Genomic DNA, 21,919 nt, shown 5'->3' with positions numbered 1-21,919 from the left:
CGACGAAAACGAGGGGAATATGTCGAACCAATACTACACAGCAAAACAGCGCGCGGATAAATGCGTATTGCCACTCGACTTGGCAGTGTATCAAACCACCAAGCGCGAGCGCGGATTGGTGCATTTTATCTGTGGCAAATATGGGCTTAATTACAACACCGTATCTGCGCAAATCAACCCAAACAATGACAGCCATACCTTATCACCTGACATTATTGAGTACGTACTTACACATGCGGAAAATAAGACACTGATTATGGATGCTATGTGTTGCGCTCACGGCAATGCTGGTTGGTTTGAGTTACCGACAGCGGATGATGGCGAAATGATTGACGATATCGTCGAGCTAGGTCAAAAGTTTGTGGATATGAATAGCACGACGCTTGCTGCAATTGCCGACAAGCGCATTACAGGCGATGAGTACAAAGCTATGCAAAAAGTTGGCTTAGCGCTAATCGGGCAAATCCAAAAGATATTAGCAACAGCGCAAACGGTTATGGATGGTGAAAAATGATGATATCAGGCTACGCAAAAACTAATCTTGATGAGCAAGAGCGCATCATTGCCGAATGGAAAAAAGAAAACGGCTATGTTGCAGATACACCCATCACCAATAACGCGCTTAAACTGACCCGCAAACAAACAAACACATTTTTGTTTGACCATAGCCCAGAACACATAGAGCGTCAAAAAAAGCTGCGCGAAGAGCAAGCGGCACGTCGCGCATCCGACAATACAGCTACTGAAAGCAAAAAAGGTCGTAAACCCAGAATCCCACAAACTGAGCTAATGGCAAAGTATGAAGCGCAAAAACGTGGCGATATTGACCCAAATTATTATTACAGTCTGTTTGATGGGCGCGTAAAACGCAAATCGCGCAATGCCCCGCTACCATGATTGACCCTGCCAAGCATAAGCCGTTTAAGGGTCAATACGGCAAGCTACAAGAGGGCAATCTATCGCAAAAAATCATTGGTCTATTGGTCGAACATGAGGTGATTGACATCAATGCGCTTATCAATGAGCACAATCTCAATCGCAACACGTTTTTACAGACCGCTAAAAAACTCGAAAAAGCTGAATTATTGCGCATCGTCAAAGCCAACGGCCGCGGCAAAACGGCTAAATTTTTGGAGCGTGTTGCATGACTACCAAACGTCCACCCCTAGACTTCGATGCAATTAAAATCGCCGCCAATGGCAAATGGATTGATACCATTTTTCCCGCGGTTGGCATCCAGTTTGATAAAGCCCCAAAACAACACCAACCTTGCCCAGTCTGTGACGGTACTGACCGCTTTAGATGCGACAATAAAAAAGGCGACGGCACTTGGATATGCTCAAACTGTGGCGCTGGTGACGGGCTTAAGCTCGTTGAGATTTACACCAACACCAGCGGCTATGACTTGATGGCAATGGTCGGCGGTATCTTGGGCGTTGGTGCGACATCAACGATTACACCTGAGCAACGAGCAAAATGGAAAGCCGAGCAAGCCGCAAAAGAGCAAGCTGAAATCCAAGCCAAACTACAAACGCAAAACACCACCGCCAATCAAGCATCTGAGCGTTGGAATAATGCCAATATGACGGGTCAAAGCGACTATTTGACACGTAAGCAAGTCATGCCATTTACTGCGCGTTTTGACGGCAACAATCTACTTATCCCAATCATTGCATTGATTGACAATCAGCAAGTTATACGCAACATCCAAACTATCGCCAATGACGGTAGCAAGATGTTTATGACTGGCGGTCAAGTCAAGGGTTGTTATTGTCCTGTCGGCATGGACTCGCAATTTGTCAATCCTGCGGTAGTTTTAGTATGCGAAGGCTGGGCGACGGGTGTCAGCATTTATTTAGCAGTCAATCAGTCAATCCCAGTGTTTGTAGCGTTTAACGCGGGTAATTTATTGGATGTGGGTCAAGTGGTGCGTCAGCGTTATCCAAATACACGAATTTTATTTTGTGCTGATGATGACACAGCGACCGCTACGCAAATGCGCCAAGCTGATATCGATAAGGGCAATAAACCCAAAGATTTGCTTGAGTACAATGCAGGGATTAGTAAAGCAATTAAGGCAGCTCAGGCAGTTGGCGGCGAGGTGATTATTCCAAACTTTGATAGCGTAAATAAGGCGGTGGCGTAAGTGAGCGGTTTAACAGATTTTAACGATTTAGCCGTTGCTTGCGGACTTGGCGAAGTTGCCCGTCAAATTATGGCAGTCGTCAATGCTGCACCGCAACAACCCGCAGTCAATGACGACATTGCACCCGCTGACAAAGCCATTGCTGATCAGCAACAAAAAGACCTAAATGCTATGTTGCAGCGTTATGCCAAAATCATGGCACCGGGACGTGCGACAAACAAAGTCTATGACTTACAGCAAAAGGTTGAGTACACCAAGACTCAATTTAACGACCATATTGGCAATAAGGCAATTGCCAAACTTTGGTTTGAGGCATCTACTAAGACAATCACGCAAGACGAAGTTATCCGCGACCGCAATGAGCTGATTAGCAAAGACGACGCCAAAGGATTTTTTAATCGCTATTTACTCATCTATGGCACCAAAGAAGTTTGGGATATCCAAAAACACCGCCGCATTGAAGCCAAAGCAGTGGAGCTGTCTGACAAAGAAGCGTTTGACAGCTGGATAAAATCCCCGCGCAAAAAGATGGTTGATGTTGATAATATTTGGTTTGACCCATCACGCACTCGCAAAGCACCCAATGACGAGCCGTTTGTTAATACCTTTGTGGGATTGCCACTCAAGCCACTCGATATCGACGGCAAAACCGCGACAGAAAAATGCCGACCTATCCTTGAACTATTGCATCATCTCTGTGAGTACAATAATGATTTGTATTTGTGGGTGTTGCGGTGGCTTGCCATCCCGCTGCAAAAGCCTGGCACCAAATTAGATACGGCACTGATTTTTCATGGCCACATCCAAGGCGCAGGTAAATCATTGTTTTTTGACCGCATCATGCGCCGTGTGTATGGCGAGTATGCCGTCACATTGGGACAAGGTCAGCTTGAGTCATCATACAATGACTGGGTAGCAGGCAAACTTTACACCGTGTTTGAAGAGATATTTACCGGGCAAGACCGCTATAAGCACATGGGCTTTGTCAAACAGCTAGTCACAGGCGACCAGATTTATATCAGCAAAAAGTTTGTGAGCGGTTGGAAAGAAGACAACTATGTCAACACGGTTTTTTTATCCAATGACATGATGCCATTGTCATTGGAGGTTAACGACCGCCGCCACGTTGTCAGTTATCCTAAGGCAAAAATCCCTGCGACCCTGTTAAAACGGGTAGAGGTGTCAGTCAATGACCCCAGTAGTGACATGGTGCAAGCATTTTACACATACTTACTCAAAGTGGACTTAGCCGGGCAAAACGAACATACGCCTGCTATTATGACGAAAGCCAAACAGCAGTTAATTAAATTATCACAGCCCAGTTGGGAATCGTTTTATGATGAGTGGGCAGCGGGTGAGTTGGCGGTGCCGTACTCATCTTGTTTGTCCCAAGATTTATTTAAGTTTTATCTGACATGGTGCAAACAAAACAATGAGCGCAGTACCACGGCTACAAAGTTTTTATCGTTTATTGGCACCCGTGAAGACAAGCGTTTGCTATGGTATAAAACACCAACTATGTCAACACGCAAGAAATCTACAATTATTTGTGTTAATATACCAACCGAATGCCCCAATCAGGAAGCTTATCTGGGCGATGAGATTAGCAAATGGCGCATTGCGTTAGATGACTTTAATGAGCTAAACAATCCCAATCCCCAGAAATTCCATTCGCCTTATGCCAAAACCTAACTGGGTAAGACGTTGGGTAACACCTTGGGAAAGGGTTAAAAGACAAACCCTTACCCAACCAAGACCGCCGCTATGGCGGTTTTCGTGTATCTGGGTAAGGGTGTTAAGGGTTTTTGCGCCTATTGCTATAAGAGAAATTTATTTATAAGACTTAATGACGACAGACAAATAAAAATATTTTTCTCTATAGGATTAAAAATAACCCTTTCCACCCTTGGCACCCTTACCCAACACTATCCAAATGCAGATATATCAAGGCTTTGAGTTGGGTAAGGGTTTGGGTAAGAGTTGCATACAACCCTTACCATACGATAGATTTATCAGCCAAGGAGGATAAACTATGCGTAAACAATTTGACCGAGCCGCTGCCGAAGCCTTTGCTTGCTTGACGCCCATCCAATCAGCTTGCTATCACTACATGACAGACGGCTTTAGCGCTCACAATAAATCAGCACTGCGCCAGCATTTTATCAATGAGTTGACCGCTAAAGACATAAAGCCAAAGTACATCGAGCGGGTTGTTGATACCGCATTGGGTGAGCTGACCTATCCAGTCGCAACAAACGGTGACAAATACACATGGTCAGGCTGTCAGCGTTCAGCGTTTTGTGGCATCCCACAAAAGTCTTGGAGTCGTAACGAGCTGTGCAAATATACTAATTTTATCATTGATAAAATACGCTCAAACACAGACGCAGTAAGCCGTGCGATACAATTACAGATGACAGTTTGATTTGAGTTATATTGCCAAATGACTTAAAAAATACTATGATTTTCTCATAATCAAAAACTCTATCAAAGCTACCGCATCCTCCCGGTAGCTTTTTTATGGCTCATAGTTAACCGCTATGAGTCTTTTTTATTTGGGGCAAAGTATGCCAACTGCACCAGCTAAGTTATGCAGTCATCCCGGCTGCAATGCCAAAGCAACCGCCAATGGCAAATGCCCTGCGCATCAACCAAGACCCACTGATGCACCCATCAAACGTGAGCGAACCAAAGACAAACGACCATCCGCACACAAACGCGGATATGACTATCGGTGGAATCAAGCGCGCTTGGCGTTTTTGGATGAGCATCCACTTTGCAAACATTGCCAGGATAAAGACATGATTGTCGCTGCCACAGTCGTTGACCATATCATCCCACACCGCGGCGACCAAAGCCGCTTTTGGGATCAAGACAACTGGCAGCCGCTATGCAAGTCATGCCATGACATCAAGACAGCAACCATCGACCGCAAATTGACGACCGCGCTTTTACCCAACGGCAAAGCGGGTGGGGCGGTTTTAAAGTAAACGGCTTCACCGATAAAGACCGTCGCCCCCGTCTTTTTTACGCATGGTCAAAACCCCATAGGGGGTATACCCAATAAAATCAACAAATTAGGTGAAAAAATGGCACGTCCACGTCAACCAACACAGCTAAAAGTGCTGCAAGGCGGCCGTATTCGTGACGACCGCGACGCACTCAAGCAACAAGCGCAACCAGAACTGGGAATGCCAAACTGCCCAGAGTGGCTAGATGCCAAAATGCGCAAAAAATGGCACAAAATCGGACCAGAGCTGGTCAATCTTGGATTATTGACTGTCATCGATGGCGACATCTTTGGCAGCTACGTCGAGACCGCCACCCGCTATGGTGAGGTATGCGAAAAACTAGACAGCATTGAGGCTTGTATGGCAACCACACCAAACGGCTTTGAAGTGCAGTCCGTTTTATTTCAGCTACGCAACTCACTGCAAAAGCAAATGGTCGCCTTGGGTCGCGAGTTTGGCATGACGCCAGCTGCGCGCTCATCAATTAAAGTCAATACCGAGCAAGGCGACTTGTTTGGTAGTGACTTTGAGCAATTTACAGGTACATAAATTTTGACATGACAGACATCATCGCATACGCCAATATCGCCAGTGAGTACGCTCACGATGTGGTAAGTGGCAGGGTAGATGCGTGTGTATATGTCCGTCAAGCGTGTCAGCGATTTATTGATGACTTAGCAAAAACGCAAAAGTCCGGTTATGAGTTTGAGTTTGATATCAAGCGCGTCGAAAAAGCTTGCCGATTTATCGAGCTAATGCCACACATCAAGGGCGAATTGGCGAATAAAAAAGAGCTGATATTGCTTGAGCCGTGGCAGATTTTTATTGTTGCCAACTTGTTTGGCTGGGTGGATTTTGATGGATATCGTCGCTTTCGTTTCGCATATATTGAGGTGCCTCGTAAAAATGCCAAGTCTACGTTGGCGGCGGGCATCGCCCTCTACATGGCATTTGCAGATGGCGAGCAGGGCGCAGAAGTTTATAGTGCCGCGACAACCCGCGACCAAGCACGCATTGTATTTGAAACGGCACAAGGCATGGTACGTAAACGTCCCGACATGCAAAAAGCGATGGGCATTGAAGTATCAAGTCATGCAGTAAGTCAGCAAAAAAGCATGTCGACATTTAAGCCAGTCAGTCGTGATTATGGCGGCAACTTGGACGGGCTTAACGTGCATTGCGGCGTTATCGATGAATTACACGCGCATAAGTCCAATGACACTTACGAGGTCATTGCAACGGGTATGGGGGCACGCACCCAACCGCTGTTATTTGCCATCACTACCGCGGGCTTTAACCTTGACGGCGTTTGCTATCAGCAGCGCACATTGGTGATTAAAGTATTGTCAGGCGTTGAAAGTCATGACCGTTACTTTGGCATTATCTTTACCATGGATGATGGCGACGACTGGACAGACCCAAAAACGTGGCGAAAAGCCAACCCCAACTACGGCATATCTGTCAGTAAAGACGCGCTTGAAGCAGCTTGTATCCGTGCCCAGATTGACCCTGAAGCGTTAACCGACTTTTTAACCAAGCATCTTTGTGTTTGGGTGGCCGCGCGAAGTGGCTGGTTAAACATGGATTTGTGGGCAAAAGCGGGTGATAGCAGCTTAAAAGAGTCTGATTTTGTCAATGACCCATGCTTTATGGGGCTGGACTTGGCATCCAAGCAAGACTTGGCAGCCAAAAATAAAATCTTTGTGCGCACGATTGATGGTGAGCAGCATTACTATTGGTTTAGTGACAATTACATCAATCGCGCGCGCTTGGATGCCCAGCACCGCAACCAAAAGCTGTACCAAATGTGGGAGCGGCAAGGTTGGCTTACCGTCACCGATGGCAACATCACCGACTTTGAGCGTATCGAGCGTGATTTGTACGATGACAATCAAAACTATGACATCGTTGAGTGCGGTTATGACCCATTTAACGCGGTGTATTTTGCGATGCGTGCCATCGAAAACAACGTCAACATGGTCGAAGTACCCCAAAACGTCAAGCATTTATCTGAACCTATGAAGTGGGTGTCTGCAATGTTGACAGCGGGGCGACTGCATCACCCAAATAATCCAGTGCTGACGTGGGGTATGGGTAATGTGACGGTCAAGGCCGACGCCAATGGCAACATATTCCCTCGCAAAGAGTCTGACGATAGCAAAATTGACCCCGCGTTGGCTGGGATTATCGCATCCAACCGAGCATATCATTTTGCTGAAACCGGCAATTTACCGAGTAACGATTTTAGCAGTCAACTTGACGATTATTTATCTGATTTTGTGAGTGTAAGAGCATGAGTGTATATAGCACACTTGGGAGCATATCAATAAACGCCCCAAGCGACCCTGCAAAGGGTAGCCAGTTTGCCATGCCTATCACAGGCAATAGCAAAACAAGTAAAAACGTCACGTTTGCCAGCGCAATGACCGTATCTGCCGTATTTGCCAGTATTAGACTCTTGGCAGAGACAGTGGCAAGCCTACCGCTTGAGATGTACGCCATCGATAAAGATGGTAATCGCACTATAGCAGATCATGATGTGATGAATTTGATACGTTTTAAGCCCAATGCACGGCAAACCCGTATAGAGTTTTTTGAGCAGCTGATGCTCAATCTGGTGAGTAGCGGCAATGCGTATGTCATCAAAGGCAAAATAAGCAAGTCAAGCGATAATATTGTCAGTCTTGATATTGTCAACTCGGCCAACATGGACGTGATTGTTGATAAAAATAAAATCATTTATCGACGTACTTTGACCGATGATGTTGGTATCAAGACCGCCAAGGACTATACGCCCGACGAAATTTGGCACGTTAAGTTATTTGGCACAGGTTTTATCGGCATGTCACCCTTGGCGCATGCACGCAAAGCGATTGCAGTTGCCGATAGCGCCGATGATAAAGTTACCAGTTTGATGGTCAATGGCGCCAAGCCGTCAGGTGTTTTGATGACTAAAGGCGCACCGACCAAAGACCAGCGCGATGATTTACGCAAAGAAATTGGCGAATTAACCAGCGGTGCAGAGACGTTTATTCCAGTTTTACCACTTGATATGCGCTTTGAGCCGATTAGTTTGACGCCAAGCGATATCGAATTGTTGAGCACACGGCGTTATAGCATCGAAGAGATTGGGCGTATCTTTGGCGTGCCATCGATTTTGATTAATGACAGCTCCCAGTCGAGCAACTGGGGCACGGGTATCCAGTCGATTATTGACGCATTTTATAAGTTTAACTTGCGCCCGTACCTTGAAAAAATCGAGTTATCGATGCTTATCAGTTTGCTACCACGTAAAGACTGGGGCAAATACGAGTTTGCATTTAATGCCGATGCGGTATTGCGGGCATCACTTAAAGAGCGTGTTGAAACGTATCGCGGCGCTATCGCCAGCGGGCAGATAACACCAAACGAAGTGCGACGCAATGAAGGCTTGCCACCTCAGGTGGGCGGCGACCATCTATTTATGCAAATCAACATGGGCACCCTTGAAGTTATCAGCGAATCAAACAGAGAAATTAATAATGTCAAAACCGACTCAACTCAAAACACGCAATCGACCTAACCGCGATATGCCGGTGCGACTGCTACCGATTGAGAGTAGCAATATCCGCTTTTCGTCTGGCAAAAGTCCAAAAGCGGCGTATCAATTTACGGGTTACGCGGTCAAATGGGACAGCGTCAATACCTATGGCGAACAGTTTGCCCGTGGCGCATTTACTGACCTGGTGACTGCGGTTAACGCCGGTACCAAATCAGTCTATATGTACTATAACCACGGGTGGCGCGAATTTATCGACACACCCATCCGCCGCCGTGTGGGTAAATGGGTCAAACTTGAAGAAGATGACACGGGACTAAAAGTCACCGGTGAGTTGACCGCAGGGTTAAGTATCGCTGAAGACTTAAAAGCAATGATGGCGCATGGCACCGTTGATGGGCTATCCATCTGCTTTTATCCCGTCTCACCGATGGATTATGAAGAGCAAGCGGATCGCATCATCATCAAACGCGCTGACCTTTACGAAATCAGCGTTGTCGATGAGCCAAGTGACCGTGATGCCCGTACAGATACGCAGAACATTGAGCAAATGGAAAGCGAAGCGGACGCCACGCGGATGCTACACAGTTTGGGCTTGAGCGAAGAGCAAGCGCGGTCATTTATCGGCAAATTGGATGATGTGCTACACCCAACGCCACAGGCAGATGTTGAAGCCATGCGCAGTGTGGCGGATATCTTGGATTTTGGAGTTTAAGTATGACTTTATCTGAGCAAATCATCGCAACATTAGTACGCTATCAAGCTGATTTTGGCAAAGACCCAGACATTATAGTTTTAAGCGAAAATGAATATAAAGAGTTATCTTCATTAGCGACTGGATCGCCAAATAAACCTATGCCATTTTCTGCTTTTATGGGCATTAAAGTAATAGCCAGTAAGTGGACGGATAAATTTTTCATGACTGATCGTCCAAAAGACCCGCCGTTATTTGGCAAAGATTTTATTTTTGATGATAATTTGCATAAGCCCAGACCAATTCGATTACCTTCACTAGCCTAATCACTCATTTCAAAATTCAAAAAGCCCTATCACATGATGGGGCTTTTTTATTACCCAAACCTCACCATTTGACAAGGAAACTTTATGAAAAACACTCATTTATCCGCCATCGCCGTTGGCGTTACCACTGCTGGCATCACCAGTAAAGCGTTACAACACAAATTCCCGTTGGCAACCCGTGACGACAAAACGCCAAACGAACTTGAAGACATCGCCAAAAAACTCAAAACCCGTTTGGCTGAAGTTGACAAACTGGTTGAAACTCACCAAAAAGCCATCGACGAATACGGCACAGCCGACAAAGAAACCCGCGACGCGCTCAAAAAACTGACTGAAGAAGTCGAAAAAGCCAACGACCTATCCAGTCGCTTGACTGACATTGAGCAAAAACTGGTCGAAGGTGTGCTTGAAGGCCGTAACGATGCCAACGATATCGGCGCATTGCTTGCGCGCAATGAAGATGTACTGAACCAAGCCAAGGCAATCACCAAAGCACGCGGTAAAATGGTACTTGACGGTGAGTTTAACACCCGTAACACCATCGGACTCGGCACCATCTCAGGCAATGCCGCGCACCTTAACGACACAGCGTTACGTTTGCAGGAAGTCGTTGCTCAGCCGCTGACAATCGTTGAGCTGATCAACTGGACGCCAGTGACTGAGTCACTTATCCCACTGCTTAAAGAGTCTGCCCATAACTTTATGGCGGATGTGGTACCAGAGGGTGAAACTAAACCTGAATCAGAGCTTAACTTTAAAGTTGAAGAGCTGACTATCAGTGTCATCGCGCATTGGGTGCGTGTGACCAATCAGCTCCTTAATGATATGCCCGCATTGGTGGCGTATATCCGCGGTCGTATGGCGTATGGCATCCGCTTAAAACTTGAGTATCTGGTTATCAACGGCAACACCACGTCATTTAGCGGTTTGCTAAAAACAGGCAACTCAATCGTTTTGCCAGCGTTGAATAACCCAATCGATACCGTATCAGCGGCAAAAGCCAAGGCATTTGCAAGCTATGTACCACCTGATGCGGTCATCATGAACCCAGAAGACTGGTCTGTGATTGAACGCACCAAAGGCACCGACGGTCACTATATCTTTGGCTCACCAGGTGCGACGGTAACGCCTGTACTATGGGGCGTCCGCGTCATCCAATCAGCCGGTATGCCAAAAGGTAAATACTGGATTGGTAACGTGGTCATGGCGACTGAAGGCTATATCCGCGAAGATGTCGCAGTCGAGCTATCCACTGAAGACCGTGACAACTTTATCAAAAACTTGGTAACTATCCGTGCCGAAATGCGCGCCGCGTTTGGTGTGATTATGCCTGATGCGTGTGTGACTGGCGACCTAGATGCCACACCAGCCGTTTTAACCGACTAACCAAAAGACTGGTCTAAATCAGTCCCTTACCCAAAAAAGCCTGTCAGATTGATAGGCTTTTTTTATTAAATCTATATGTTGTGTCTTTTATGAGCAGCTTAACCACTAGATATAGTAATTGAGAATCTAATCATGATTAACCCAGAAATCACCCTTGCTGAAGTCAAAAAACATTTGGCAATCACTCATACGGTTAATGATGATTATATTTCCAGTTTGATACCAACGGCGATTACCAACGTCGAGGACACTATTGACCGCTCACTTGATGACGTCAAATGTATCAATGAAAACGGCGAGCTTAAAGCGCCGCTACGACAAGCCATTTTACTGATGATTGGCTCACTGTATGACTACCGTGGCAGCCAACAAGCAGAGCAAATTTATGATAATCCCGCGTTTGAGCGGCTTATCAGCAAATACCGACGGATGGGAGTGTAAATGCTAGAGCTTATCTTTTATCTACTGGTAGCCGTTGGTTTTATTGGGCTGATTGCGATCGTTATGTTTGTCACTGTCGCAATACCGTTTTGGCGGATGGCATACAAGCAGCAAAAACAGATGCGCCAACGATTTGACCAGCAGCGCCAATCACATGGCAGTTTAACCAAACACAAAATTAAATTGGATTAATTATGGCGCGTCTTAGTCGAAATCAACTTAAAACGCCCATCGAGATTTTGCGCTCAATTGCTACCACCAATGACTATGGCGAACCGGTTGATGGTGAACCGTCAGTCGTTTCTACCGTATTTTGCGAGTGGCTGCCAATCTCGGCCAATGCGGCTATCACAGGCAAAGTGCAAGGCGTCAACATCACTGCCAAACTTTATGTTGATATAGAAACCGATATTCAATCCACGGACAAAATCCGGCTGATTGAGACCAGCCAAACCTACACAGTGGCCAGTGTGATGCCGGTACCCGCTGACAAAAAAATTATGGTGTTATGTGAGCAAAAATAATGGATATGGCATTTGAAATCCAAGGACTTGACGAGCTGGACGACAAACTTGCTGAGCTGACCGACGTCATGAAGCGCAAAGTCATTGAGCAGTCGTTGATGGCGGCATCTTTGCCCATGATGAAAAAAGCAAAAGAAAATGCAGCGGTGTCTGAAGCTGCGCATAATTTACGCAACAGCAAGACGGGCGAATACATGCTTATCCAACCCGGTACTATGAAAAACAGCGTCAAGCGCCAACGACTCAAAGACCGTCTTGACCCAACTGTCACTATCCGAGTCGGCAAAAAAAACCGCGCTGCACCATACCCCTATTATTGGCATTTTGTCGAGCATGGCAACTCAAACATGGCAGCAATACCATTTTTACGACCCGCCTTTGAGCAGACTTGGCAGCAAGTAGTTGAGCGCTTTAAAGACGAGATGCACAAGCGCATTGATAAATTAACAGGCAGCCCATGAACGCAAGCAAATTGATTTTTCAGACATTAAATCCGCTTGTTGCTGGGCGTGTCTATCCTGTCATTGTCCCTGAAAGCCAATCCAAAACCATTGCTGGGCAAAGCTATATTGTCTATACGTTAGTATCTAGCAACCCAGAAAATAGTAATGATGGCTTTGAAGGGCATGAATACGCATTGATGCAAATTGATGTGTATAGCCCATCGTATAGCGATACTGACGTGTTGATGCTACAAGTCATCAATGCGCTCAACAACATTAAAGCCGAGATTGGCAGCCGTCAATCTCTGCCTGACCCCAACCCAAAGATTTTCCGCCAATCCTTAGACATCCATGTCTGGGGTACAACCTTTTAGGAGCTAACACATGGCAAAAGAAAATTTAGTTGATAGTTTTTATACCCTTGGTCTCGACACTGTCGGCGATAAAACGGGTTATAAAAAAATCCCTCACTTGCAAAAATGTGCGCCTATTTCGCAAGAGAAAGTTAAAGACGAAATCACCGATACCGATGACACGCAAGAAGAGTTTGCAATCGTTAACTTTAAGAAAAACGGTGATGTTGAATTTGAAATCGTCTACGACCCAAAAGACCCAACGCACATGAAGCTTGACAAAATGTTTGAAGACAACAGCTATGGGTACTTTGAGTATTTTCTTACGCAAGCAAAACAAGGCAAAACCTTTGACGCGCAGCTTATGAAATGGGAAGAAGTGACCGAAACCAAAACCCAAAAACTGCGTAAAAAAGGCACGCTTACCATCTCAAATGTGACACCAATCACCACATCATTGACCCAGCCATAACGCTGGGTTTTTGGCCTTTCATTATTTCAACCTTTTAACCCACTAAATACCTATAAACCAAGGATATAATCATGGCTCTATTATCAAAAGCTGCTATCGCATCGGCAATCGCTGCCGCCTCTCAAGTATCATTCAAGTCTGTGTATGTACCCGCATTGGGCGGTGACGTCAATGTCAAAATCCAAACCGTCGCCGAGCGCGAAGCAATGGAAGATGCAAGTTTTGGTAAAAACAAAAACAAGCAGCCATTTCGCGCAGTGATTTTTGCCAATGCCGTGGTCGATGAAAAAGGCGAGCGCCTGTATAAAGACGAAGACATCGCTGCCATCGCCAACTATCCAGCAAGTATCGTCATGCCTGTATTCAACGCGTACAACGAATACAACGGCATCACGGTTGAAAAAGTGGATGAAGCCGAAAAAAACTCCTAAACCGCCCTAATCGGCGGTTTTTGTTTAAGTTAGCCATGCAATTGGGCAAGACGGTCAATGAGCTATCCAATGAGCTATCAAACGATGAATTGATAGAGTGGATAGCGTATGACCGTATTGACCCATTCGGCAATTATCGGATGGATGCCCAGTTTGCAAAACTATTGCAATTGGCAACGCACTGGATGGGCGGCGAGTCAATGCCGTTAAAAGACTATCTGTTTGTTGACCCGCATCCAGTATCGCCTGAGGTCGCTGCTGAACGTGAGCGCGAAGCTGAGATTGAACGGCTAAGAGCTGAAACCGAGGCAATGACTAAAATGTTGTTTGATGAAAGTTGATTTTTGTTTTATGCTGTAATCTTACACAATTGTTGCTAAAAAGGATTACAGCATGAAAAGATTAGTTTTATTAGCTTTACCTGTAATGATGATGGTTGGCTGTGCTACAGTACCCACCAGCGAGCCTATGACAAGCTATCAGCGCATTGTAGATGTGCCTAATGTTAAACAAGATATGGTTTATGAAGGCGCTCGCCAATGGGTTGCAAAAAACTTTAAATCTGCCAACTCAGTTATCCAATATCAAGATAAAACAGTTGGCAGCATCATTGGTAAAGGTAATATGCCTTATCAATGTAGTGGAATAAATTGCGCGTCAGGTATCAAACCCTCGTTGGAGTTTACTTTTAAAGTTGACGCCAAAGATAACAGAGCAAGAGTTACTTTTGATGATTTAAATGTGCATTATCCAGCGGGATATAGTGCTTTGATGGGGCCAGTTGCTGAGTCAAATTATCAAATTTACAAAGATGAAGATAAAGCAAAAGCTAAATCTGTCTTGGATGCAACTATCAACAGCCTGTCTAACGATATTGTGAAGTCTGGCACCATTGATAAAAACTGGTAATACAATCAAATAAAATAAATAAACCCCGTCATCCGATGGGGTTTTTTATTGCCAAAATTTAAGGAGTTGAAAATGGCTGTCTTATCACGTCTAGACATTGAAATTAGCGCTAACTCTGCCCGTTTTCAACAGGAAATCCAAGAGGTTAGTGCGGTTAGTCGCCGAGCAGCGGCACAATTACAGCGTGAACAGCAACAACAAGCCCAGTCACGTCTACAGATTGAGCGGCAATATGCGTCTGAGCACCGCCGCATCGAGATGTCATTGACTGACGAGGTTGAGCGTATCCGTGCCGCGCGATTTAACAGTGCCGATGAGCAACGATATTTGGCTCAAGCACGTGAACGTGCACAAGCGCAAGTTGATGCTATCGCAGATCAAGAGCGAGCAACAACCAACTATGGCGAAAAAGCAAAAGTCGCATTTGGTTATGCTGCCGCTGGCGCAGGTATTGCCGCGGCAGCCATTGGCGCATTGATTAAAGAGCAAATAGAATTAGCAAGCCAACTTAATCAAGTCGCGCTGAAATCAAATACATCTGCCGAAGCTATCCAAAAATATACTATCGGTGCTACTGCCACTGGTATCGAGATGGATAAACTTGGCGATATCTTTAAAGATACGCAGGATAAAGTCGGTGATTTTTTGAGCACTGGCGGCGGTGAGATGCAAGAATTTTTTGACAATGTCGCGCCTAAAGTCGGTGTAACTGCTGACGAATTTCGTAAATTGTCAGGTCCCGACGCGCTTCAACTGTATTACAACAGCCTCGAAAAAGCCAATCTCAGTCAAAATGAAATGGTTTTCTATATGGAAGCCGTGGCAGATGAGGCATCAGCGCTTATCCCTCTGTTACAGGACAATGCTGCAGGCTTTAAGGCATGGGAAAAAGCCGCTGAAAACGTGGGTGCCAAAATGGATGAAAAAACCATCCGTGCCACGCAAGACCTGCAAACATCAACCAAATTATTAGGCATGTCTTATCAAGGTGTGAAAAACCAAATTGCTGCGCAGTTTATGCCAGTCTTAAGTGATCTAGCAGCTAACATGGTTAAAGACACCACACTAAAAGAGCAAGCAGCAGCAGCAGGCAAAACTTTAGCAGAAGGTTTTAAGTTTATTGTTGCTACTGGCTATGGCGTGGTAGGTATATTTAAGCTTATTGGCAGCTATGCTGGTGCTATGGGCGCTGCTATCTTACATCCACTTGATGCATTTAACATCATGAAATCAGCATGGGAAGACGCCAAAAGTATCGTCGCTGATGTCAATAAGTCAATGGAAGCCACTTTTAATCTGGGTGCAAGCGGTCGAGCCAATAGTCAGGTGACTCAGCTAACAAACTATACCATCGCCACTGAAAAATATAAAAATATGCTTGGTGAAACTGGTAAACAAATCCAAGATAACAAGGAGAAAGAAAAAGAGCTTGCTAAAGAGCGTGAAAAAATAGCTAAAGAGCAGGCAAGCGGCAAGTATGCGCCATTACCAGTTAATAGCACTGTCTTGGCGCATGCAAGCAGATACAGCTACAGCGAGCTTGAAAAACGCTATGGGCTGCCAGCTGGCTTACTGTCTGCTATCAGTATGCAAGAGAGCCGAGGCAATCCAAATGCGACTAGCTACGTCGGTGCGAAAGGCGAATTTCAGTTTATGCCAGCAACTGCAAGACGATTTGGCATTGCAGGACAGGAGCGTAACACTGCCGTCGCCTCCGAAGCTGCCGCCAAGTATCTCTCTCAGCATCTACGCATGTTTGGCGACTTAGACAAAGCCATCGCTGCATATAATGCAGGTGAGGGTAATGTCCAAAAAGTTAAGTGGGATACCATCATGTCAAATCGGTTTGCCAAAGGGCAGACGTTTGGCTATGTCAAAAATGTGCGCAGCTACTTGTCATTTATGAATGGGGGTAAGGCAATTGACGGCGGCTATGATATCGCTAGTGCAATGGCAAACGAAGCCCAAAATCAGCAAAAACTCGAAGAGCAAAAACTTGCCCTACAAGCCAAATACTCTGTCGAGTCTGAAAGACGCGCTGCCGAACACGCAAAAAACGTCGCAGAGATTAAAAAGACGTACACCAATCCAAACGACCCAGAGCGCAAACGATTGCTAGATCAAGAGGCGGCGGACTACGCGCATGACGTCAATGAGTACGAGCTTGCACAAGCCAGAAAAGTGGCAGCGTTTACCGACTTTAAAAAGTCAGAACGTGAGCTAGTTATCCAAAATGCCAACTTTGAAGCCCGCGCCGCTGCAAATGACAGCAAAGCAACGCTTGAGCAAAAAATATTGGCGATGGATAGTATTGCCGAGCAACGCGACCTGAAGCTAAAAGCAATTGACCTGCAAGAGGCTAAAGAGCGCCAAGCTGCCAATGCTGGGCATTAAACGGCGATTGAAAACATCAAAGCGGAGGCTCAGTTACAGCGTGACGAGTTAGCCCTCAACATCACGATGGACGCCAATTTGCGCCAAGCCAAAATTGACGCGATTAATCAAGCTGAGCAAGTGGCACTTGATAAAGCACGACGTGATTTTGAGTCTGAACTATCAAGCATCACATCATACGCCAAGTCAGAGGTGCAAAAAATCCGCGATGATTTTACTGCGCGCCGCAGTGCGATTGATATGCGTACTGATATCAATGATGCCCAAAAATCAGACTTGCGTAATGCCTTAGCTGGTCAGCAAAACGATGCAATCCGCATTGCCCGTAAAAGCGCTGCCGACCCATACAACAGTATGATGGCAGAGTTTAACGGCACGACTGAGCTGTTAAATTTAAAAAATCAGCTTGATCAGCGAATTGAAATCATCAAAAAAGCCAAAGCTGAGGAGGTGGCCACCGTTGAGCAAGCGGAAAGAGCCAAAGCCAAAGCTGAGCAAAACTATTGGTACGCGAGTTATCAGCTGCAAGCGACACAGTCAGCAAACATTATCGATAGTGTCGCCAACATGGGCAAAATCATGCTTGGCGAAACATCGAGCAGCTACAAGCGTCTGTTTGCCTTGTCGCAATCGTTTGTCATGGCGCAAGCGGGCTTAAATATGTACAAAGCCATCTCAGACGGCTGGGCACAGGGCGCAACCTTGCCCCAGAAGTTAGCCGCTGCATCTGTGGCTGGCGCTGAAATGCTAAAAATCATTACAGCTGCCCAGCAAATCAAAATGCAAGGCTTTATGGACGGCGGCTACACAGGCAACATCCCCACCAATGCCCGAGCTGGGTACGTGCATGGTCAAGAGTACGTCTTTGATGCCCCATCCACCAAAGCGATTGGCGTCAAAAATCTTGACCGTATCCGCAAGGGTGAAAGCATCGGCGGTGATACTAACATCAATGTCAACGTCACTGTCAACAGCGACGGCACCAGCAGTGTCGAGTCACAACAGCAGCTCGGCAAAAATATGGGTGATGCAATGGCGGCAGTGGCGCTTAAAGTCGTGAAAACCGAACTTGGACAAAATGGAATGATTTACAAAGAAATCCGGAGACGATAATGGCGTTACAAGTGTTTAATTGGCGCATGGATATGGGTGCCGGTAGCGACACCCAGTTTGCCGTCAATAAAGTGCAGTTTGGTGATGGCTATACGCAATACTCGACACACGGCATCAACAACAAACGCAAATCATGGTCAGGCACAAAGACAGGCGACTTGGCAACGGTGATACAGCCAATCATGGACTTTATCGATGCTCACCAGGGCGCACTACCGTTTTTGTGGACTGACCCACACGGACAAACCAAGCAATACACCTGTGGCGGTTACTCAACACCACAGCGTAAGGGCAATTTTTGGCAAATCTCACTTAAATTTGAGCCATTTTTTGGCTAAGGATAACATATGGCAATTCAAATGGTAAAAGTAGGCGAATCGGAAAATGATGGCACTGGCGACCCAGCACGTACTTGTTTTACTAAGATTAACCAAAACTTTGCGGATAATGCAAATGCAGCCAGCCGTTTAGTAGGTACAGCTACGGGCAATGTAATCGAAGTAGGTGCATACAATATCGGCGTACCAATTAATCAAATTACACTGACTAACAGCAATGTTGATGTATCGCCATCGCAGCTTGCATCATGGTACGAAACATGGAACGCCGTACACTTTAAAAACGCAGACTGGGCAGGTACTGGGGAGCCGCATTGGACGCAATTGCTAGTAGGGCGGTTTGCTAACAAAGGGGTCATGGTGCGAGCAGCGTATAATGGTGCAATTGCAACTTATAAGCTTTATGGAGATCATAATACAACAACTGACAGCAACGGCTTTATTAAAGCAGCATCACCCATTGTCAAACTCTTTGCTGACAAAATCGAATTAAACGATGAAGCACAACAGCAAAATATCACGTTTGAAAAACTAGGCGTTGGTGATTATCTGGTCAAAGGTAGTACAGGTTTTGCACAAGAAGGCTGGTATATCGAGATGCCAAAAGATGCAAATGGTAACGTGCTTGTCGCTGTTGTTTATGAGCAGCTTGCAAACAACGATATCAGCGTCAAAACGTATGCAAAAATGTTTGATGAAGAAACAGGTGATATCGTAGCAAACATCGCAAAGCCGCGTGATATCCCATCAACTCGTTGGATTGATTTACGTTTACAAGCTTTGCCGCAATCTGATATCGAGCCTTTTGCCACTGAAGAAAATACGGTAACCACCAATGCTGAATAGCGATTTTCAAAAACTCAGTGTGGCTGGTATTGTCACACTGTATCAACTAGACGCTACACGCTTAGGCGGTGGCGTTTTTTATTGGCATGGGCATATCACATGGGAAGATTGGCAGCGTATCTATGACTTGACGGCTGATAGCAATAAATGGCGAGCCGATAGCAATAAATTCAAAGCAGACCATGTTTATACGGTTGGCACAGATAAAGTTGTCATGCGCGACATTATTTGGCAGGGGCAAGTTTACTCACCGATTGCCATACAATCGGACGGCTTAGAGTTACGCGGTGATGGCAAAGCATCAACACCGAGCCTTGTACTAGCCAACACAATCAATGGCATCAATCGTGCTGTGTCTGCGCTGTGTCTGCATTTTAATGATTTTGCAGGGGCAAAACTAACCGTCATCACCACCCTTGCTAAATACTTAGACGCAGCTAATTTTGCCAGTGGCAACCCATCGGCAGCCAATGAGTACAAGCGGCAAATTTGGTATGTCGAGCAAAAAACATCCGAAAATCACAGTCAAGTCAGCTTTGAATTATCAAACCCAGTCGATTTTGAAGGCGCGAAAATCCCATGCCGAGAAATCACAAATTACTGCCACTGGTGCGTTACAGGGCGGTATCGTGGTGAGGAGTGCTCTTACATGGGGAGTGCCATGTTCACCGAGAAAAACGAGCCTACCAACAACCCATCCCTTGATAAATGTGGCGGCACAATCCAATCCTGCAAAATCAGATTTGGTGAAAACAATCCACTGCCTTTTGGCGGCTTCCCAAGTAGTAGTTTGAGTTAAGTGGTATAATAATCAAAACAATTAAAAGGAGGTAATGATGAAAGCTGAATTTAAAAATTTTGATTTAAATAGCACCCTACTATCTGCTGATAAGGCGATTAATGATATTTTTTTGACAATCGCTAAAACAAGCAATACTGACAACATTAAGTTAATACAAACTGACTTTAGCAAAAACGACGTACAACTTAGTGAGCATTTAGCTAATATAACCGAAATCTGTGATTACAACGCTAAGGTACTGGGTTTGCAGTACGAAAAACCGCAAATCGTCATAGGCAGTCTAACATTGGAAGAGCATTTAGCTTGTAGAAATATCGGTAAAGTTTACGATGCAATACATCAAGCTTTTGATTTATATTTATCGCGTTAGCAAACAAATCAACTCATAAACCACCGTCACTGGTGGTTTTTTTATGGGCGAAAAATGAAACTTACTAAAAAACTCAAGACAGCGATATTAAAACACGCAGAGTCCGAATATCCGCGAGAGTGTTGCGGCTTGATTGTCGGTGGTAACTATATCCCCTGCACCAATCAATCTACCCTTGATAGCCAATTTGCCATTAGTCCGCAAGACTATGTAGCAGCCAGTGAACAAGGCGAGATTACCGCTATCGTGCATAGTCATCCCGATGGCTCAAGCGCGGCTAGCGAAGTCGATAAAGCGCAAATGGCATTGCATGGCGTACCGTGGGTGATTGTCGGTTATCCGCAGGGCGATTTTGCTATCCATCAACCCACTGACTACACAGCCCCATTGCTAGGACGAGAGTATTATCATGGACTACAAGACTGCTATAGTTTGTGCCGCGATTATTATCATCGTGAGTGTGGCATTGGACTTAGCGATTATGCACGCGATGATTTATGGTGGGAGTTAAAAGACAATCCTAGCCTGTATCTTGATAACTTCAAAAATGAGGGATTTATCGAGTTTGACCCTACCATCACACCACTACAAAAACATGACGGCATTTTATGCTGCTTAGGTCGCACTGAACACGTTAATCATGCAGTTATTTATCTAGGTGATGGGCAGCTTACCAGCGAGCAAACGCATAGCGTAGTTGGTGATAATATCATTTTACATCACCCTTATGGTCGCTTGTCTGTACGCGAAATATGGGGCGAAATGTGGGCTAAACGTGCTGTCGTGTATTTGCGACATAAGGATTATTTGTGAAAACGATTAAGCTTCACGGCATCTTAGCTAAAAAGTTTGGGCAGTTTTTCAAACTTGACGTGCAAACCGCGCGCGAAGCCACCCATGCGATTGCCTGTCAAAACGCAGAATTTAAACGCTTCATGTTAGAGAGCGACAAGCTAGGATTAAAGTTTGCCGTGTTTTTAGGGCGAAAAAATATCACTGAAAATGATATTGATAACGTAACCGATACCGATGTCATCCATATTGTGCCGCGCATTGTGGGTAGCGGTGGCAGTACTTTTAACTGGCTGCAAGTGATGGCGGGTGCGGTATTGGTGGGTGTAGGTGTGGTGATGGGATTTAACCCTGCACTCATCGGCGCGGGCGCAGGTCTGCTTATGGGTGGTGTGGCTGGGCTACTGATGCCAACGGTTGATATGAGCAATCAAGACCCCGATGGCAATAAAGCAAATAAAGGGTTTGGTAGTGCAGTCACTACCGTGGCGCAGGGCAATCCAGTGCCAATACTCTATGGTGAGCGTGAGATTGGCGGTTTCTATGCTTCAGGCGGTATCTACGCAGAAGACTCAATGTAAGGGTAAGAG

The 21,919-nt window shown here is 45.6% G+C and carries 30 protein-coding genes; all 30 read left to right on the top strand.

Annotated features, from left to right (window positions below; translation table 11 throughout):
- The first annotated feature begins 19 nt into the window (after positions 1-19).
- A complete protein-coding gene (locus RT034_RS04055) occupies positions 20-514 on the top strand; it encodes a phage regulatory CII family protein (protein ID WP_313013950.1) in 495 nt (164 codons plus the stop codon).
- Positions 511-897 carry a hypothetical protein gene (locus RT034_RS04050; RefSeq protein ID WP_313013947.1) on the top strand — a complete coding sequence of 129 codons (387 nt, stop codon included), beginning with the start codon at positions 511-513 and terminating at the stop codon, positions 895-897. Before RT034_RS04055 ends, RT034_RS04050 begins: the two co-directional genes overlap by 4 nt.
- Positions 894-1,148, top strand: a complete 255-nt coding sequence (locus RT034_RS04045; protein WP_313013946.1) for a hypothetical protein — start codon at positions 894-896, stop codon at positions 1,146-1,148. Before RT034_RS04050 ends, RT034_RS04045 begins: the two co-directional genes overlap by 4 nt.
- Positions 1,145-2,146, top strand: a complete 1,002-nt coding sequence (locus RT034_RS04040; protein WP_313013943.1) for a primase-helicase zinc-binding domain-containing protein — start codon at positions 1,145-1,147, stop codon at positions 2,144-2,146. Before RT034_RS04045 ends, RT034_RS04040 begins: the two co-directional genes overlap by 4 nt.
- Positions 2,147-3,838 carry a DUF5906 domain-containing protein gene (locus RT034_RS04035; RefSeq protein WP_313013942.1) on the top strand — a complete coding sequence of 564 codons (1,692 nt, stop codon included), beginning with the start codon at positions 2,147-2,149 and terminating at the stop codon, positions 3,836-3,838.
- Between the two features lie 340 nt (positions 3,839-4,178).
- Positions 4,179-4,571 (top strand): hypothetical protein, encoded by a 393-nt coding sequence (locus RT034_RS04030; protein WP_313013940.1) that lies wholly within the window; start codon positions 4,179-4,181, stop codon positions 4,569-4,571.
- Between the two features lie 142 nt (positions 4,572-4,713).
- Complete coding sequence (locus tag RT034_RS04025) at positions 4,714-5,136, top strand: HNH endonuclease (protein ID WP_313013939.1); 423 nt, start codon at positions 4,714-4,716, stop codon at positions 5,134-5,136.
- A gap of 99 nt (positions 5,137-5,235) precedes the next feature.
- Positions 5,236-5,706 (top strand): phage terminase small subunit P27 family, encoded by a 471-nt coding sequence (locus RT034_RS04020; protein ID WP_313013937.1) that lies wholly within the window; start codon positions 5,236-5,238, stop codon positions 5,704-5,706.
- An 8-nt stretch (positions 5,707-5,714) separates the two neighbouring features.
- Positions 5,715-7,454 (top strand): terminase large subunit, encoded by a 1,740-nt coding sequence (locus RT034_RS04015; protein WP_313013934.1) that lies wholly within the window; start codon positions 5,715-5,717, stop codon positions 7,452-7,454.
- On the top strand, positions 7,451-8,719 hold the full coding sequence (locus RT034_RS04010) for a phage portal protein (protein WP_313013931.1): 1,269 nt from the start codon (positions 7,451-7,453) through the stop codon (positions 8,717-8,719). Before RT034_RS04015 ends, RT034_RS04010 begins: the two co-directional genes overlap by 4 nt.
- Positions 8,679-9,410, top strand: coding sequence for an HK97 family phage prohead protease (locus RT034_RS04005; RefSeq protein WP_313013929.1), 732 nt, complete (start codon positions 8,679-8,681; stop codon positions 9,408-9,410). The genes RT034_RS04010 and RT034_RS04005 overlap by 41 nt, the downstream gene beginning before the upstream one ends.
- A gap of 2 nt (positions 9,411-9,412) precedes the next feature.
- Positions 9,413-9,715, top strand: a complete 303-nt coding sequence (locus tag RT034_RS04000) for a hypothetical protein (protein WP_313013927.1) — start codon at positions 9,413-9,415, stop codon at positions 9,713-9,715.
- 84 nt (positions 9,716-9,799) lie between these two features.
- Positions 9,800-11,101, top strand: a complete 1,302-nt coding sequence (locus RT034_RS03995; protein WP_313013925.1) for a phage major capsid protein — start codon at positions 9,800-9,802, stop codon at positions 11,099-11,101.
- 132 nt (positions 11,102-11,233) lie between these two features.
- Positions 11,234-11,542, top strand: a complete 309-nt coding sequence (locus RT034_RS03990) for a head-tail connector protein (protein WP_313013923.1) — start codon at positions 11,234-11,236, stop codon at positions 11,540-11,542.
- Complete coding sequence (locus RT034_RS03985; protein WP_313013920.1) at positions 11,543-11,734, top strand: hypothetical protein; 192 nt, start codon at positions 11,543-11,545, stop codon at positions 11,732-11,734. It abuts the gene before it with no gap.
- Between the two features lie 2 nt (positions 11,735-11,736).
- Positions 11,737-12,066 (top strand): phage head completion protein, encoded by a 330-nt coding sequence (locus RT034_RS03980; protein ID WP_313013917.1) that lies wholly within the window; start codon positions 11,737-11,739, stop codon positions 12,064-12,066.
- A complete protein-coding gene (locus tag RT034_RS03975; protein WP_313013915.1) occupies positions 12,066-12,527 on the top strand; it encodes an HK97-gp10 family putative phage morphogenesis protein in 462 nt (153 codons plus the stop codon). Before RT034_RS03980 ends, RT034_RS03975 begins: the two co-directional genes overlap by 1 nt.
- Complete coding sequence (locus tag RT034_RS03970; RefSeq protein ID WP_313013912.1) at positions 12,524-12,883, top strand: hypothetical protein; 360 nt, start codon at positions 12,524-12,526, stop codon at positions 12,881-12,883. Before RT034_RS03975 ends, RT034_RS03970 begins: the two co-directional genes overlap by 4 nt.
- A 10-nt stretch (positions 12,884-12,893) precedes the next feature.
- The gene (locus RT034_RS03965) at positions 12,894-13,334 is read left to right on the top strand and encodes a hypothetical protein (protein WP_313013911.1); all 441 of its coding nucleotides are present in this window, start codon (positions 12,894-12,896) and stop codon (positions 13,332-13,334) included.
- A 71-nt stretch (positions 13,335-13,405) separates the two neighbouring features.
- Complete coding sequence (locus tag RT034_RS03960; RefSeq protein ID WP_312385247.1) at positions 13,406-13,765, top strand: hypothetical protein; 360 nt, start codon at positions 13,406-13,408, stop codon at positions 13,763-13,765.
- A gap of 35 nt (positions 13,766-13,800) precedes the next feature.
- Entirely contained in the window at positions 13,801-14,106 is a 306-nt protein-coding gene (locus RT034_RS03955; protein ID WP_313013910.1) for a phage tail assembly protein T, read from the top strand.
- 52 nt (positions 14,107-14,158) lie between these two features.
- Positions 14,159-14,674 carry a DUF4468 domain-containing protein gene (locus RT034_RS03950; RefSeq protein WP_313013907.1) on the top strand — a complete coding sequence of 172 codons (516 nt, stop codon included), beginning with the start codon at positions 14,159-14,161 and terminating at the stop codon, positions 14,672-14,674.
- 72 nt (positions 14,675-14,746) lie between these two features.
- Positions 14,747-17,068, top strand: coding sequence for a lytic transglycosylase domain-containing protein (locus tag RT034_RS03945; RefSeq protein ID WP_313013905.1), 2,322 nt, complete (start codon positions 14,747-14,749; stop codon positions 17,066-17,068).
- Positions 17,069-17,134: 66 nt separating this feature from the next.
- Positions 17,135-18,181: a hypothetical protein gene (locus RT034_RS03940; protein WP_313013902.1), complete on the top strand. Its 1,047-nt coding sequence runs from the start codon at positions 17,135-17,137 to the stop codon at positions 18,179-18,181.
- Positions 18,181-18,519 (top strand): phage tail protein, encoded by a 339-nt coding sequence (locus tag RT034_RS03935; protein WP_313013900.1) that lies wholly within the window; start codon positions 18,181-18,183, stop codon positions 18,517-18,519. Before RT034_RS03940 ends, RT034_RS03935 begins: the two co-directional genes overlap by 1 nt.
- Positions 18,520-18,528: 9 nt before the next feature.
- Positions 18,529-19,365 carry a phage tail fiber protein gene (locus RT034_RS03930; RefSeq protein WP_313013898.1) on the top strand — a complete coding sequence of 279 codons (837 nt, stop codon included), beginning with the start codon at positions 18,529-18,531 and terminating at the stop codon, positions 19,363-19,365.
- Positions 19,355-20,164, top strand: coding sequence for a phage minor tail protein L (locus RT034_RS03925; RefSeq protein WP_313013897.1), 810 nt, complete (start codon positions 19,355-19,357; stop codon positions 20,162-20,164). The genes RT034_RS03930 and RT034_RS03925 overlap by 11 nt, the downstream gene beginning before the upstream one ends.
- A gap of 34 nt (positions 20,165-20,198) precedes the next feature.
- The gene (locus RT034_RS03920; protein ID WP_313013895.1) at positions 20,199-20,537 is read left to right on the top strand and encodes a hypothetical protein; all 339 of its coding nucleotides are present in this window, start codon (positions 20,199-20,201) and stop codon (positions 20,535-20,537) included.
- 54 nt (positions 20,538-20,591) lie between these two features.
- Positions 20,592-21,350 carry a C40 family peptidase gene (locus tag RT034_RS03915; RefSeq protein WP_313013892.1) on the top strand — a complete coding sequence of 253 codons (759 nt, stop codon included), beginning with the start codon at positions 20,592-20,594 and terminating at the stop codon, positions 21,348-21,350.
- Positions 21,347-21,910: a tail assembly protein gene (locus tag RT034_RS03910; protein ID WP_313013891.1), complete on the top strand. Its 564-nt coding sequence runs from the start codon at positions 21,347-21,349 to the stop codon at positions 21,908-21,910. Before RT034_RS03915 ends, RT034_RS03910 begins: the two co-directional genes overlap by 4 nt.
- Positions 21,911-21,919 lie beyond the last annotated feature (9 nt).

The sequence above is a fragment of the Moraxella sp. CTOTU48841 genome (assembly GCF_032061225.1).
In the GTDB taxonomy this organism is placed as follows: Bacteria; Pseudomonadota; Gammaproteobacteria; order Pseudomonadales; family Moraxellaceae; genus Faucicola; species Faucicola cinerea.
The sequence above is the reverse complement of the archived record's forward strand: the minus strand, read 5'-3'. Positions and strand labels throughout refer to the sequence as shown.

Bases quoted from the DNA above. Each gene is read 5' to 3' on its own strand.
- RT034_RS03940 (WP_313013902.1), top strand. From the start codon at position 17,135: ATGGACGCCAATTTGCGCCAAGCCAAAATTGACGCGATTAATCAAGCT.
- RT034_RS03960 (WP_312385247.1), top strand. From the start codon at position 13,406: ATGGCTCTATTATCAAAAGCTGCTATCGCATCGGCAATCGCTGCCGCC.
- RT034_RS03955 (WP_313013910.1), top strand. From the start codon at position 13,801: ATGCAATTGGGCAAGACGGTCAATGAGCTATCCAATGAGCTATCAAAC.
- RT034_RS04055 (WP_313013950.1), top strand. From the start codon at position 20: ATGTCGAACCAATACTACACAGCAAAACAGCGCGCGGATAAATGCGTA.
- RT034_RS03920 (WP_313013895.1), top strand. From the start codon at position 20,199: ATGATGAAAGCTGAATTTAAAAATTTTGATTTAAATAGCACCCTACTA.
- RT034_RS04050 (WP_313013947.1), top strand. From the start codon at position 511: ATGATGATATCAGGCTACGCAAAAACTAATCTTGATGAGCAAGAGCGC.
- RT034_RS04015 (WP_313013934.1), top strand. From the start codon at position 5,715: ATGACAGACATCATCGCATACGCCAATATCGCCAGTGAGTACGCTCAC.
- RT034_RS03970 (WP_313013912.1), top strand. From the start codon at position 12,524: ATGAACGCAAGCAAATTGATTTTTCAGACATTAAATCCGCTTGTTGCT.
- RT034_RS03915 (WP_313013892.1), top strand. From the start codon at position 20,592: ATGAAACTTACTAAAAAACTCAAGACAGCGATATTAAAACACGCAGAG.
- RT034_RS03965 (WP_313013911.1), top strand. From the start codon at position 12,894: ATGGCAAAAGAAAATTTAGTTGATAGTTTTTATACCCTTGGTCTCGAC.
- RT034_RS04020 (WP_313013937.1), top strand. From the start codon at position 5,236: ATGGCACGTCCACGTCAACCAACACAGCTAAAAGTGCTGCAAGGCGGC.
- RT034_RS04000 (WP_313013927.1), top strand. From the start codon at position 9,413: ATGACTTTATCTGAGCAAATCATCGCAACATTAGTACGCTATCAAGCT.
- RT034_RS03995 (WP_313013925.1), top strand. From the start codon at position 9,800: ATGAAAAACACTCATTTATCCGCCATCGCCGTTGGCGTTACCACTGCT.
- RT034_RS04030 (WP_313013940.1), top strand. From the start codon at position 4,179: ATGCGTAAACAATTTGACCGAGCCGCTGCCGAAGCCTTTGCTTGCTTG.
- RT034_RS03980 (WP_313013917.1), top strand. From the start codon at position 11,737: ATGGCGCGTCTTAGTCGAAATCAACTTAAAACGCCCATCGAGATTTTG.
- RT034_RS03930 (WP_313013898.1), top strand. From the start codon at position 18,529: ATGGCAATTCAAATGGTAAAAGTAGGCGAATCGGAAAATGATGGCACT.
- RT034_RS04040 (WP_313013943.1), top strand. From the start codon at position 1,145: ATGACTACCAAACGTCCACCCCTAGACTTCGATGCAATTAAAATCGCC.
- RT034_RS04045 (WP_313013946.1), top strand. From the start codon at position 894: ATGATTGACCCTGCCAAGCATAAGCCGTTTAAGGGTCAATACGGCAAG.
- RT034_RS03975 (WP_313013915.1), top strand. From the start codon at position 12,066: ATGGATATGGCATTTGAAATCCAAGGACTTGACGAGCTGGACGACAAA.
- RT034_RS03950 (WP_313013907.1), top strand. From the start codon at position 14,159: ATGAAAAGATTAGTTTTATTAGCTTTACCTGTAATGATGATGGTTGGC.
- RT034_RS03990 (WP_313013923.1), top strand. From the start codon at position 11,234: ATGATTAACCCAGAAATCACCCTTGCTGAAGTCAAAAAACATTTGGCA.
- RT034_RS04010 (WP_313013931.1), top strand. From the start codon at position 7,451: ATGAGTGTATATAGCACACTTGGGAGCATATCAATAAACGCCCCAAGC.
- RT034_RS04005 (WP_313013929.1), top strand. From the start codon at position 8,679: ATGTCAAAACCGACTCAACTCAAAACACGCAATCGACCTAACCGCGAT.
- RT034_RS03985 (WP_313013920.1), top strand. From the start codon at position 11,543: ATGCTAGAGCTTATCTTTTATCTACTGGTAGCCGTTGGTTTTATTGGG.
- RT034_RS03935 (WP_313013900.1), top strand. From the start codon at position 18,181: ATGGCGTTACAAGTGTTTAATTGGCGCATGGATATGGGTGCCGGTAGC.
- RT034_RS03945 (WP_313013905.1), top strand. From the start codon at position 14,747: ATGGCTGTCTTATCACGTCTAGACATTGAAATTAGCGCTAACTCTGCC.
- RT034_RS03925 (WP_313013897.1), top strand. From the start codon at position 19,355: ATGCTGAATAGCGATTTTCAAAAACTCAGTGTGGCTGGTATTGTCACA.
- RT034_RS04025 (WP_313013939.1), top strand. From the start codon at position 4,714: ATGCCAACTGCACCAGCTAAGTTATGCAGTCATCCCGGCTGCAATGCC.